The 13,470-nt window shown below is 39.2% G+C and carries 11 protein-coding genes; 2 read left to right on the top strand and 9 right to left on the bottom strand.

Going from position 1 to position 13,470, the window contains the following annotated elements:
* Positions 1-217 precede the first annotated feature (217 nt).
* The 9 genes from FD16_RS09390 to FD16_RS09350 form a co-directional block, all read right to left on the bottom strand.
* Positions 218-946 carry an L-ribulose-5-phosphate 4-epimerase gene (locus FD16_RS09390; protein ID WP_010621080.1) on the bottom strand — a complete coding sequence of 243 codons (729 nt, stop codon included), beginning with the start codon at positions 944-946 and terminating at the stop codon, positions 218-220.
* Entirely contained in the window at positions 939-1,847 is a 909-nt protein-coding gene (locus FD16_RS09385) for an L-ribulose-5-phosphate 3-epimerase (protein WP_010621079.1), read from the bottom strand. Before FD16_RS09385 ends, FD16_RS09390 begins: the two co-directional genes overlap by 8 nt.
* Positions 1,847-3,379, bottom strand: a complete 1,533-nt coding sequence (locus tag FD16_RS09380; protein ID WP_010621078.1) for an FGGY-family carbohydrate kinase — start codon at positions 3,377-3,379, stop codon at positions 1,847-1,849. The genes FD16_RS09385 and FD16_RS09380 overlap by 1 nt, the downstream gene beginning before the upstream one ends.
* Positions 3,380-3,403: 24 nt before the next feature.
* Positions 3,404-4,408, bottom strand: coding sequence for a hypothetical protein (locus FD16_RS09375; protein ID WP_010621077.1), 1,005 nt, complete (start codon positions 4,406-4,408; stop codon positions 3,404-3,406).
* A 217-nt stretch (positions 4,409-4,625) separates the two neighbouring features.
* Positions 4,626-5,633: a LacI family DNA-binding transcriptional regulator gene (locus tag FD16_RS09370; RefSeq protein ID WP_010621076.1), complete on the bottom strand. Its 1,008-nt coding sequence runs from the start codon at positions 5,631-5,633 to the stop codon at positions 4,626-4,628.
* A 161-nt stretch (positions 5,634-5,794) separates the two neighbouring features.
* The gene (locus FD16_RS09365) at positions 5,795-6,772 is read right to left on the bottom strand and encodes an NAD(P)-dependent oxidoreductase (RefSeq protein WP_010621075.1); all 978 of its coding nucleotides are present in this window, start codon (positions 6,770-6,772) and stop codon (positions 5,795-5,797) included.
* Between the two features lie 99 nt (positions 6,773-6,871).
* Complete coding sequence (locus FD16_RS09360; protein WP_010621074.1) at positions 6,872-7,339, bottom strand: NanQ anomerase/TabA/YiaL family protein; 468 nt, start codon at positions 7,337-7,339, stop codon at positions 6,872-6,874.
* Positions 7,340-7,341: 2 nt separating this feature from the next.
* Positions 7,342-8,643, bottom strand: coding sequence for an MFS transporter (locus tag FD16_RS09355; protein ID WP_010621073.1), 1,302 nt, complete (start codon positions 8,641-8,643; stop codon positions 7,342-7,344).
* Between the two features lie 12 nt (positions 8,644-8,655).
* Positions 8,656-9,108, bottom strand: coding sequence for a NanQ anomerase/TabA/YiaL family protein (locus tag FD16_RS09350; protein WP_010621072.1), 453 nt, complete (start codon positions 9,106-9,108; stop codon positions 8,656-8,658).
* A gap of 590 nt (positions 9,109-9,698) precedes the next feature.
* Between FD16_RS09350 and FD16_RS09345 the strand changes: the two genes are divergently transcribed.
* On the top strand, positions 9,699-10,712 hold the full coding sequence (locus FD16_RS09345) for a glycosyltransferase family 2 protein (RefSeq protein ID WP_010621071.1): 1,014 nt from the start codon (positions 9,699-9,701) through the stop codon (positions 10,710-10,712).
* 39 nt (positions 10,713-10,751) lie between these two features.
* Positions 10,752-13,106 (top strand): HAD-IC family P-type ATPase, encoded by a 2,355-nt coding sequence (locus FD16_RS09340; RefSeq protein ID WP_010621070.1) that lies wholly within the window; start codon positions 10,752-10,754, stop codon positions 13,104-13,106.
* The last annotated feature ends 364 nt before the right edge of the window (positions 13,107-13,470 follow it).

Below are 13,470 nucleotides of genomic sequence, written 5' to 3'. Positions count from 1 at the left end.
TACTAGGATAGGAGCGTTCTTTGGATATGTGAAATGCTTATTGCACTGAATTAATATGCCTGGTTAGCATGGTTAATACATGCTTGAGTGAATCTAAACATAAATTAATCTTTATTTGTTTCACGTGAAACTATGGAATAAATACCCAAGCATCATTTTAAACATTTAAAAGAAAAAATGGCACCAAGTTTGACCTCGGTGCCATTTTCGTAAATTATTAAGCTTTCTTCGCATGTCCCTGCGACTTAGCATTATTCTGACCGTAATATGCATTAGCACCATGTTTACGGTAGTAGTGCTTGTCGAGCAAGTATTGTGGCACATGGCTATCATCGTGTGTTAACTGAAGCGTATGGTAGTCCATTTCGGCAACCACTTCGAGTACCTTAGCATTATGCACTGAATCGGCAGCATCTTTGCCCCAAGTGAATGGCCCATGTTGGCTAACCAAAACAGCTGGTACAGCATCTGGATCGATACCACGTTTTTCGAAGGTTTCAACAATCACTTTGCCAGTGTTTGCTTCGTAAGCATCCTCGATTTCCTTTTGGTTCAATGCATCGGCAGCCGGTACATCCCCATAGAATGTGTCAGCATGAGTTGTCCCAAAGGCAGGAATATCCATCTTTGCTTGAGCAAATGAAACTGCCCAAGGTGAATGAGTATGTGTTACCCCACCAATATTTGGAAAATGGTTATACAGATAAGTATGTGTTGGTGTATCACTTGATGGGTTCATGTCGCCTTCAACAACCTCACCCTTTAAGTTAACAACTACCATATCTTCTGGCTTCATAACATCATAATCAACACCAGATGGCTTAATCACAAACAGGCCCTTTTCCCGGTCAATCTGTGACACATTACCCCAGGTAAAAGTAACAAGATCAAGCTTTGGCAGCATCATGTTTGCTTCATAAACTTTTTGCTTTAGATCTTCAAGCATGAATTTTTCCTCCTAAATCATTAGCTAATTGATTACTCACAGGTTCTTGGTCGATTCCAACCGTCTTGAACAATGCATCAAAGAAAGATTTAGCCTCTTTAACTTCATCAATGGCGTTATTGTCAGATCCAGACCACATTTCAATTGTGAAACTGCCTGAGTAGTTCAAACGCTTCAACGTCCGTAGGCAACCTTCAAAATCAACGCATCCTTCGCCAAACTTCACATTCTTGAACTGACCCTTAGAGGTTGCAGTAACAGGCAATGTATCCTTCAAATGAACAGCAACCACATTGTCGATGTTGTTTTCCAATTCCTGCGCCACATTGTTCTCCGGCCAAGCTGACAGGTTCCCCAAATCAGGATAACTCTGTAACCAAGGACTGCGCACTTGTGTCTTGTAGTGTGCAATGTCGGCCAAGGAATTGATGAACGGATCATCCATTGTTTCAATAGAAAGCATAACGTCTTTCTTTTCAGCCATTTCGACACATTTGGCTAGATTTTCAACGTAGAGCTCACGCGAGTTAACCGATTTACCTTCATAGTATACATCATAACCGGCCATTTGGATGTTACGAATTCCCAAATCAATTGCCAAATCAATCGCTTTTTGCATCATGTCTAGTGACTTAGCACGAATAGCTGGATCCTTTGAACCAAGAGGATAACGGCGATGGCCTGAAAGCATTAGTGTGTTAATGCGACTGTCAGTTTGCCACATAGCATCACGGAATTCTGCTCGTTGTTCACGCGTCCATTCCAACCGAGCTAGTTTTTCATCACTTTCATCAATCGAAAATTCTAGGAAGTTAAAACCAAGTTCTTTTACGAGTTTAAATTTTTCAATCCAACTAAGATTTTCTGGTAATGCTTTTTCGTAAATACCTAATGAATTCATTATTCACCAATTCCTTCCTGCATTGTTTTGAAGTCACTCCACACGCCATCTAAACTGTCTAGCAGTTTCAAATACATATGATATTTTTGATCATAAATTTTCACTTGATCAGGTTGAGGCTTGATCTCGGTTCTAAGGTGGAACATGTTGTCGACAGCTTCATTAATGTTGTCATACACTCCACTACCGACTGCAGCGCCCATGGCTCCACCAAGACCGCCAAGTTCTGATCCTTCAACTAACTGAATGGGAATATTCAATATATTGGCAAAAATTTGAACCCAGGCACTTGAATTAGTACCACCACCAGACAATCGAATTGCCTGTGGTTTATGTCCTAATACTTTTAACAATTGTTCGATGTGATAACGATGGGCGAATACAATCCCCTCATAGACGGCGCGAACCATTGCCGACTTGGTCGTACTACTTTGAATACCAATGTAGGCACCCTCGGCATCTGGATTAACATTGGAGCCATACAGAAATGGGAAGAAGATTACCTTGGAAAAGCTTGCGTCTGTGTGATTAAGGAAGTCTTCAAGCACATCATAAATACTTTGATCACTGGTTGCGGCGTTCTTGATTTCTTCGCTCATTAAACTTTGCAGTGTCATGGCTAAATTGCCCGCCGATGTTGCACTAGAAGCTTCAACTAGGTTCAACCCAGTTGGATAAATTGAATTCATCAATCCTGACGCTTCATCAGCTCGTTTAGTTGATGGAAAAACATTAATATTCCACGTTCCAGCAATCACACTGAAATAGTTATCGTCGAGCACGCCAGTAGCAAGTGAACAAGCATCAATATCAAACATTCCCGCAAAGACCGGTGTTCCAGCCGCCAATCCCGTTTTAACCGCAGCCTTTTTCGTCACGTGTCCGGCCAACTCATCGTAGTACTTGAGAGGTGGCATTTTATCGTACATTTCTTTGATGCCAAAGAAGTCGAATAGTTGGGGATCATATTCCTTAGTGTCGAGGTTTAGAAAATTATTTCCTGACGCATCTCCATATTCCTGATACACTTCACCAGTCAGTTGTGATCTGACAAAGTCTTTGGCAGAAAGAACCACGCCAATGTTGCTGTACGTCTTGAAATCGTTTTGCTTCAACCAGTTCAATAACACCGGCGACTGGCTGTCCATCACATGCTGATGACTGATTGGGAAAATTTCACCATTTTTAGCTTCAAATTGTTCGGCTAAGTCAACTGCTCGCGAATCGGTTGAAAGAATCCCATGAGCGAAAATTTCATGATTTTCGTCCAACATATATAATCCCTTACCATGGCCAACGCACGAAACACCAACAATGTCGATCGAATCAATTTTGGTTTTGACAATTACTTTGTTGATAGCATCGCTAATGGCATTCCAGAGTTCGTTCAGATCAATTTCATGGAACCCAGGCTTGTCCTCAATTCTCATTGTTGGAAATGCCACGGCCCCTATTTGGTTACCCTTGGTATCGATGACGATTGCCTTAGTATTTGTGCCACCATTATCGATTGTTAAAAAGTATTTATTCATTACAATTCACCTGCTATTAATTGGTTAGGCTTCGCTAATTTTATAAATGGCAACTTCATCAGATTCACGATTAGCAGACAACAAGTACTGCGTTCCATCCTTTTCGTAAACAGTCGCGTTACTTGGACCAACTTGCTTATCAACCAGTTGAATATTGATCTTGTTATTGTCAAAGCTGATAACTTCAAGATCTTGCTTACCATCGCGGTAGCCAAAGACAAAATAGTTTTTGCTACCAATCAAGCCACCCCAGATAGCATGGCCAAATGGTGAAACTGCCTCACTCTTATACAAAGTATTGAACTGGTTATCGTAAATTCTAGTGTATGGACCATGGAATCCTTCAATCGTGAAGTATTCGTCTTTACCATCACCATTGACATCGGCTGTAGCAATATCACTGGTCTCTTCGCTAACCAGACGTGTTAATTTCCAATCCTCATTAGTCGTTGGGTAATCAACACGGTAGACCCCTTGAACACCAGTAATTAACGAATAACCGTTCATATTCTTGTAACCATGGTTCTTAGTCAGCGTAAAGTCGAGGGCGTGCAAGTTATTAACGGTTTCAGCATTGTCATCATAATCACCAACCCACACCTTGCCAGGATCACTCCAGTCGTCAGTGTTTTTCTTTGAATTAGCAATGGAACAGCCAATGAACCATAGACCGCCATCGTGTTGGATAATGTCAAAACGGTGAACATATGGAAAATCACCCACGATTGTTTGGTCCCAGTCTGTACCGTTGAACGTTTCCTTCACAATTCGACATGCGGCTGAGCTAAAGCCTGGGTAGAAGCGTTGTGTAGCCAAAAAATTCAATGTACCGGGAATCTGTACCAAAGTCATCGTCCCGCCCACATCTGGCCAGACTGTCGTTCGCTTGTAATCATTATTTAAATCATATGCATAGCATGGTTGCTTTTCTTCTGAGGCTACAATCACGTAGTCATGTGTCTGATCAGTCAATCGCATAATGGCGTAACAGTGATCCAGCTGATCTGAAAATACCTTTGTAAACTTCATTTTTAGTCGACCTTTCTAACGGGTTATTTTTTGTTAAGCGATTAACTAAAATGGCAAAAAAATATCATAGTTCCTTTTAGTTATAGCAAGGATGTAAGTTCAGATATTTTTCCTCTCCTTTGTTAATCGCTTAACCTTTAACAAACACATTGTATTCGCTTTCTCTTTCGTTGTCAACGGATGAAATCAAATTTAACAACTAAAAAAAGTGCGAGAATCAAAATGATTCTCGCAGCTTCAATGTGGTTGGTACAACAATTCTTTGTGCTTTGCCAGGTTCATCATCACTGGTCAGTTTACTAATTAATTTTTTAACAGCTGTTTCACCAATATGAGCAGAATCTTGATGAATGCAACTAATGCCTGGCTTCATAATACCCATCCAATCCAAATCTTCGTATGATCCAACACCATAATCGAATGGATACTGCTTATTGATTGATCTCATTGCTTGGATAAGACGAATTAACACCTTACCGTTCATTGAGAAGAAGCCGATTTTTTTACCGGTCTCTTCACGATCCTCCATAATTTCTGCAAGTTGTGTCTTCAAAGCTTCATCGTCCCCACCGGGATTGCTAATCTCAATACAATGGTCGTCATTCTTATAGCCGGTAGCATCTAAAAATCCCTGATAGCGGGTAACACGCGTACTAATTTGTTCAATTGGCCACGTAATAAAGTACATTTCATCGTAACCATTTTCCTTCATCATGGAGACAAAGTGAGTCACAGCATTGAAGTTATCAGTAACTACCGTATCGACTTGAATATTCACAGCTTCACGATCTAACATCACTGCATCTTTATTATTAAGTGTTTTAAAAATTGGGCTTTGCGCATCAACTGGATCGATAATCAAACCCGAAACTTCTTGCCGCTTAAGTTTATTAATATTTTCAATTTCCTGCATTGCATCCCCACTGGCATTAGTGAAAATCACGGTATATCCCAGGTTCCCGCAAGTTTCGTAAATTCCAGAAAGAACTGCCGAAGTAAATGGGTTGGTAATATCTGCTACAGACACACCTATCGTTTTACTATCATTCGTTGCTAAATCCCGAGCAACCGTGCTGGGAACGTAATTGGTTTGCCTAATCATTTCTTCAATTTTGTTTCTTGTTTTTCCAGACATTTTTGAATAGTTGCCATTCAAGTAGTTAGAAATGGTCGCAGTCGACACGTTAACCATTTGAGCAATGTCTTTGATTGTTAGTCTTTCCAAAATGTTTCCTCCGAGTTATCAAAATTGCAGAACGAAATAATCCCATTTCTCACTTTGATTCATAATACCACTAATTATATACAATTTAGAAGAGGCATCAAAGAGACAAAAAGCATTGGCAATTATATCATTGCCAATGCTTTTGGTGATTAAATATATTTCTACTTAGCGTACTTTTCTACTTTGTTAACCATATTAGTAGCCTTACCGTCTTTCAAAAGCGAAATAATATTATTAGATGCTTCGGCAGCAATTGCAATACGAGCTTCCAGAGTTCCAGTACCAGCGTGTGGAGACATGATTACATTGTCTAATGCACGTAATGATTCAGGAATATCAGGCTCAGTTTCAAATACATCCAGACCTGCTCCGGCAATTGTGTGATTCTTCAAAGCTTCAATTAAGTCATCCTGTTTGATTAACACACCACGGGCTGCGTTGATGATATATGCAGTGTCCTTCATTTCGCTGAAAATTTCAGCATTGAATTTACCAATCGTTGAAGGCAATGCTGGTGCATGAAGTGTGATTACGTCTGAAGTTTTAACTAATGTATCAAAGTCAACGTAGGAAACATTCAGTTCTTTTTCAAGATCTTCTGATAAACGATATGGGTCATTATAGATCACGTTCATTCCCAGTACTTGAGCAAACTTAGCAACTGTGCTGCCAATTCTGCCCATCCCGAAGATTCCAAGCGTCTTATCTTGTAAACTCATACCCATGTAACGCTGTTCACTGACATCAACCCAGTTGCCTGAACGGACAATCTTATCATATTCATATAGGTGACGAACTGTTGCCAGCAACAATGTAATTGTCATTTCAGCAGTTGGTAGACGAACACCTTGTGGTGCGTTGGCAACAACAATTCCTTTTTCACGCGCATATTCGATATCCACATGATCAAAACCAACCGCGTTAACTGCAATGATTTTCAGATTTTTAGCGGCATCGATTAATTCTTTATCACCCTTGGTTCCCATCAAAAGGAGACCATCGTACTCACTAATATGATCCAAAATCCATTCGCGTGAGTACGGTTCACCAGATGTGTATGTTACGTCAAATGTTTCTTGTAATTTTTTTAATCCTTGTTCAGGAATAATTCCTGTTACTAATACTTTTTGTTTTGCCATGAACTAATACCCCTTTTTAACGTGATTGCTATCTAGTATACGATAAAATTTATTCTGTGTTAACCGATTAACTAATTATGCAAATTAAATATATTTGATTTAGTTAACATCAATTTTGACACAAAGCTTACGATTATGACTAACTTTGCCGTCAACAATTCCATGAGCAGCATGTAAATCACAGGGATCAAAAATTGCATAATGACGGTCAGTTAATAATGCCTTGCTGTGACGCTTTGGGTGACCAAAGAATTGAATTTCAATTTCTGGATCATAGTCAGCAACTGGTTCAGCAGTTCCTGCATCTGCCCAACGAACCCATTCTGCACCCTGAATCATGTAGTGAATATCAATATGTTCGCGGTGTGTTTCATAATTCATTGTTGCATATTCACGAGTATCATAACTTTGAAAACGTAGTTCAACACCATCAGCAATTACTTTGTTGCCAATTGGTTCGTTTAATAATTCTTCAGTCGTCTTGCCTTCTAGCCAGTCAATTGCTGTCTTAATTCTTGCTTGTACCTTTGGGTCGCGCTTATATTCTTTACCTAATCCAAATTCCATAATTATAATTCTCCTTTTGCTACTGTGTCTGCTTCTTCATCGTTAACAACAACCTTCTTGGCACCCTTGTCTGCATCAGATTCACGAACAAACATCAGTGCGACCACCGCAATAAGTGGGAATACTGAAATTACCAAGAATGATGTGACGTAGCTACCAGTACCTGCTAGTAATGCACCTAGTAAGATTGGAGCTAAGAATGAGCCAGATTGATTAAATACGTTGATGAATCCTGAAACAGTTCCTCTTTGATCTGCTGGTGCAACTTCAACTGACAGGTTGTTGGTAATAGTACTAAACATAAATGCCCCAACACCCATGGCGCCAGTCCAGAAGTATAGAAGTCCTAAGTTACCCTTTGGTACCAATGCAAATCCGATAATTGTTGGTGTGAAGATTGCCATGAAAATTGCTGCCCATGTATGACGTGACCATTTTGAATGATCTGAAATCCAGCCGGCAACAACCATTGAAATAACTGATGTAATTCCATAAATTGACATTGCTGTCCCGGCAGTGATCAAACTGAAGTGTAAGTTTTTAACCATGAACAAGTTAGCCCAGTTAGTAACACCCCATTTAGCACCTGTGGCAAACAAACCAGTAATAGCTAGCATCCAAACACTGCGGTTACTAATTGCACCACCCAAGCGTGACCAAACTGATTCGGTTGCAACATTACCATTAGCTTCCTTAATTCCAAATTGTTGTGGGAATGGAGGATTGCCCTTTAATGCAAAGTAACAAAAGATCAATGCTGCCAGTGGAAACATTGCGGTAACACCGAAAGCAGCACGCCAACCATAGTGAACTAACACTGTTGGTGCATAAATGTTGATCACAGTTAATCCAAACGATGTACAAGTGTTAAATATACCCGTAGCAGTAGCTCGTTTCTTACCATCAAACCATTCAGTAATGATTCCTAAACATGCTGATAAATCCGGTCCACTAACTAAACCAAGAATAAAACGAAGTGCTAAACCATCCCAGTATCCGTGCATAAATATCATAGCTGCCATAACAATAAAATTACCAAGAACGGCTGCCATCAATAACTTACGGTAACCAAATTTATCGGCTAACATACCACCAGGTAAAACAGTAATTGCATAACCAATATAAAACGCTGTTAAATAAGTATTACCCTGTTGAACCGTAAAATGTAATGAATCGATCGCCGATGGCATGATTGTTGACCAAGATAATCTAGTAATAAAACTAATTAAAAAGGCAAACCAGATTCCTGCAATAACAAGAAATTGTTTAGCAGTCCATTTAGTGCCAAGAGAATCATTTGTCATTTTGTTCATCTCCTATTTTCCTAACTTCAAAACGATTTTTCTAACATGTGTTGACTTTTCATCGACCAATCCGTTTGTTCGATGTGGTTCGTGCATACCAATAAGAATAAAATCACCCTGGTGAAGAATAATTTTGTTGAAATTGTTAGGAGTTTTAACAAACTGCAAATCTCGCTCCTGATTATATTCACCAGCATTGATATATTTAACATTTGGTGAGACATCAATCTCCTCTTCACCTTCCACGATGTAGTGCAAGTCCAATCTTTTTTGATGGACCTCAAATGGCACATCAGAGATATCTTCGGTCTCATACTCTAAAGTTTGACAATAAAACATATCGCCTTCCTCATGGCTCCGACCAAGTGGCGTCTTAGTTAAGTCGGTCTCTTTGAGAAATGTCATTGCCTTTTCCAACTTGTCGTAATCCGACTGATCCAAGCCGCTAACATTGGAAAATAACATAATGCTATGGCTCCCTTCCATTGGTTAAACGGTTAATGACTAATTAACCGTTATACTTATAACAATATTATTAATAATCCCTTAAATCATGGAATAAAGTACGTATCGTCCCTTTTGTGAAAAGTTAGATTAAGTTAACCGGTTAAGTAACTTTCGAATGTATTGTATGCGCTTCCGTTTTTTTCGTCAAGTACTTATTTTGTAAAATATTATGCAAATAATGAAAATAGAGACTCAAGCCCGTGGTCTAACACGATTTTGAAATCGCTTTTTCATTCCAAAATATTTTTAAATTTGTGAAAATAATTCATTTTAATCAGGATATACGTATGTAATTAGGCTGTTTTTTAGTTATATTTGTTATTAACCTGCTTCTGAATTAACACACCTATGCGAGAAAATTAATTTATCCTTCTATCCTATGAGTAAACTTGTTTCAATTACACTAAAATGTAATAATTGGTTACGAAAACTTTTATCGACTTATTTCAATAAATACAAAATAAAATTAATTCATAATTTAATAGAAATTGGACGCAATAGCTGCATTATTGGCATGCATCAATTTATAAAAGGAGTGGAAAATTTAAGTGAAGAGTCTGACCATTACAGTACCCAGCTACAATTCTGAAGACTACCTTGGCCGCTGCTTGGATAGTCTGCTCGTGGGTGGCGAACAAGTCGAGATCCTCGTTGTTAACGATGGTTCAACAGATCAGACAGAAGCAATTGCAAATACATATGCAGCCAAGTATCCATCAATCGTCAAAGTAATTAACCAAGAAAACTTAGGTCACAGTGGCGCTGTTGGTACGGGACTACGACATGCAACTGGTAAATATTTCAAAGTTGTTGATTCCGATGATCGTTTGGACGCTGATTCACTAAAAAAAGTACTACAAAGAATTGAACAGTGGCAGAAAAATGACACGAATGTAGATCTAATCGTCTGCAATTATGTATACGAAAAAAGCGGTGAGCCACCCTACGTTGTTAATTATCGTAAAGCTTTTACGGATGATAAAATCGAGGGTTGGGATGAAACGAGCAATTTTGGTTTAACGCAATATTTGATCATGCATGCTCAAATATTTAAAACTAGTATCCTCCGCGAAAGTCATGTTCAATTACCTCTCCATACTTTTTACGTTGATAACCTATTTGCTTATCAGCCGTTGCCGTTGGTTAAAACGATCTGCTACCTAGACGTAGATCTCTATCGCTACTTTATTGGTCGCGATGACCAGTCAATCACCACCAAAAACATGATGGATCGCATCGATCAGCAATTATTGGTCACCAAGTTAATGATTGATGTGACAGATATTTATTCACTGAATAATCCTAAACTAACTGCCTGTATGGAGCGCAATCTTTCATCCGTAATGTCCATTTCTTCGGTATTACTATTGATGATTGGAACTGAGGATGCTTTGAAAAAACGGACTGACCTCTGGAATTATGTAAAAGCAAGTTCACCACAACTATATCGTCGCCTCCGTTTCCACCGTGTCTGTGGTCTAACTTACTTACCAACTAAGATTGGCAGCTGGGCCACCAAAATCGGTTATAATGTGGCACGAAAAATTGTGAAATTTCAATAATCTTGCGACTTGGTCTGAGGAGAAGAGGTTCACAAAAAATTGGTAAAAACTGCCGGAAAACAGACAGAGCCATTAGGTCTCACTAGCGGTGAAGCAACTGAGCAACAACGTAAGGGCCTAGGCAACCAAGTTACTGAAAGCGATCAAACAAGTTTGGGAAAAATCATTCGCCGTAATTTATTTACGTGGCTGAATTTTTTCCAGTTTGGCATTGGTGTACTAGTTGCACTTACTGGTTCTTACATCAATTTACTTTACCTAGTGGTTGTCAGTTTCAATATCATCAGTGGAATCGTTCAAGAATGGCGTGCACAGAAAGTAACTAATCAACTAGCCATTTTGGCTGGAAATCAAGTGCGAACACTGCGCGATGGAGCAACGATCAAATTAAACCCAATGCAACTAGTGCTTAATGACGTGGTTGAGTTAACCGCTGGTGACCAGATTAGTGCTGATGCCATCGTGATTAATGGACAAATTTTTGCTAACGAAGCCTTACTGACCGGCGAAGTGGACCCAATCGTTAAAGAAAAGGGTACTCAACTACTGTCCGGCAGTTTCGTGGTCAGTGGCAAAGCGTACGCCCGCATTAATCGAGTCGGTAAAGACAACTTTGCCACTCAGCTAACGATGCAGGCTCGTGCCAACCAAAGAGAAACCTCGCCAATTCTTCAATCAATGCTGAAGTTCAATAATATTGCTAGTGTGATCATGTTACCTCTAGGGGCTGCACTGTTTGCACAATCTTATCTATTACGCAATACTGCCGTACATCAGACAATTCTCAATACTGCAACCGCATTACTGGGAATCCTGCCAATCGGTGTGCAACTATTGTTAGGTGTTTCTTTTATCGCTGGTTCTGTTTGGTTATCGGTCAAACATGTACTGGTTCACGATGTATACTCCTTGGCTGCACTCTCTCGTACTGATGTTTTATGTTTAGACAAAACCGGTACACTCACTGATGGCAAAATTACAGTCGCTGATGTTCACGAAATTAAATCACCAGATTTTGGTGAGTCACTGAAGCAAGCATTGCAGAACTTTGTGGCCGTCACAGATGATAACAATTCGACTTTTCAAGCACTGGAAAACCATTTTGGTGCTCGACGTGATTGGACCGTCAGTCGTAAAATTCCTTTTTCATCTGAAACAAAGTGGAGTGCGGTTAAATTTGACCAACAAGGGACAATCCTAATTGGTGCACCAGAAAAATTTGATGAAGCTGCCACGCCTGTAATTGCTGAAAAAATTTTATTAGCGCAACAGCAAGGCAAACGACTGGTTTGCGTTGGTCAGTTACCATCTGATGTTAAAGAGATTGATCCAGCTAAAGCAGAGGTCCTCGCGATCGTTGTCTTTAACGACCAAATTAGAACCAACGTGCAGCACGTGCTTGATTACTGTGCAAATCAACAAATTGATGTAAAAGTTATTTCAGGTGATAATCCCTTAACGATTGCAACCGTTGCTGATCAAGCTGGTATTCAAAATAACGATCGCTTAGTTGATATGGCCGCCATTGAAGACGAAGAGATTACACCTGAAATCGCGGAGAATAATGCTATTTTTGGTCGTGTTACTCCTAATCAAAAGCTGAAATTAATCAGATCACTACAATCTCATCACCGAACTGTCACGATGATTGGCGATGGAGTTAATGATGTATTGGCACTTCGTTCGGCGGATTGTGGTATCGCGATGAACAGTGGTAGTCCGGCGGCACAACAGGCAGCTCAACTGGTCTTACTCAACGACAATATTGGTGGACTGCCGGATTTGATTAATGAAGGTCGGCGCGTAGTCAATATTATCACAAGCGTCAGCAGTTTGTTCTTTGTCAAAGTTCTTTACTCGCTCTTTTTATCTCTGGTATGTTTACTGCTGAATGTACCGTTCCCATTTTTACCAATTGAAATTACGTTGATAGATATTCTAATTGAAGGATACCCGACCTTCTTCCTCCAGTTTAGTAATGATAAAAGTCCTGTAAAAAGACAACCATTACGATTTGCCATTAAACAAGCTTTTCCATTTGCCGTTTCAATTACCGTTGGTGTTGGTGCGATTTTGGCATTATCAAAATCACTGCCACTTTCATCATCACAAATTCAAATTCTGATGTTCTATATGGTCATATGGATAACACTCTTTAGTTTGATAAAAATCTGTCGACCATATAACTTGCTTAAACTCTTGCTAGCTGTCGTCAGTGTTGTAACTGTCTTTGTAGCGGCCTATTTGTTTAAATCCCTGCTAAGCCTGCAAATTAATTCATTACAGGAGAATATGTCATTAATTGGTTTGGCGTTTGTTAGTAGTTTAATTATCTATCTTGTAATTGTTGTTGCTATTGGAATATTTAAACGCGTATTTCGCAGCAACAAATGATGTTTCACGTGAAACAAAGGCCAGTCTGAACTTTTATTAGTTTGGACTGGTCTTTTTATGTGACTAGCTTAAATACATTATGAATATACTTTGTTCTGTCACAGCATGTTATTCTTCAGCTGTGTAATCAACATAAAATACATCTATGCTTATCGAAAATATGTATAAATAAGAACCAGATATTACTTGAATAGCTCTTTCAAATGAAACTCAAATTGTTTGTAAATATCTTCGTAGTCTAAATCAGAATCATTTGTTTCATCGACAAAAAGCGACAGGTCCAGTATTTATTGGACGTCGATTCAAAATTGACTATGTTGTTCAATTTTTTCAGCAACATAACAATTAACGTGATAACTACATC

This window comes from Paucilactobacillus suebicus DSM 5007 = KCTC 3549, assembly GCF_001434475.1.
In the GTDB taxonomy this organism is placed as follows: Bacteria; Bacillota; Bacilli; order Lactobacillales; family Lactobacillaceae; genus Paucilactobacillus; species Paucilactobacillus suebicus.
The sequence above is the reverse complement of the archived record's forward strand: the minus strand, read 5'-3'. Positions and strand labels throughout refer to the sequence as shown.

Excerpts from the sequence above, each read along its gene's own strand:
- FD16_RS09390 (WP_010621080.1), bottom strand. The coding sequence starts at position 946 with ATGCTTGAAGATCTAAAGCAAAAAGTTTATGAAGCAAACATGATGCTG.
- FD16_RS09385 (WP_010621079.1), bottom strand. The coding sequence starts at position 1,847 with ATGAATTCATTAGGTATTTACGAAAAAGCATTACCAGAAAATCTTAGT.
- FD16_RS09380 (WP_010621078.1), bottom strand. The coding sequence starts at position 3,379 with ATGAATAAATACTTTTTAACAATCGATAATGGTGGCACAAATACTAAG.
- FD16_RS09375 (WP_010621077.1), bottom strand. The coding sequence starts at position 4,408 with ATGAAGTTTACAAAGGTATTTTCAGATCAGCTGGATCACTGTTACGCC.
- FD16_RS09365 (WP_010621075.1), bottom strand. The coding sequence starts at position 6,772 with ATGGCAAAACAAAAAGTATTAGTAACAGGAATTATTCCTGAACAAGGA.
- FD16_RS09360 (WP_010621074.1), bottom strand. The coding sequence starts at position 7,339 with ATGGAATTTGGATTAGGTAAAGAATATAAGCGCGACCCAAAGGTACAA.
- FD16_RS09355 (WP_010621073.1), bottom strand. The coding sequence starts at position 8,643 with ATGACAAATGATTCTCTTGGCACTAAATGGACTGCTAAACAATTTCTT.
- FD16_RS09350 (WP_010621072.1), bottom strand. The coding sequence starts at position 9,108 with ATGTTATTTTCCAATGTTAGCGGCTTGGATCAGTCGGATTACGACAAG.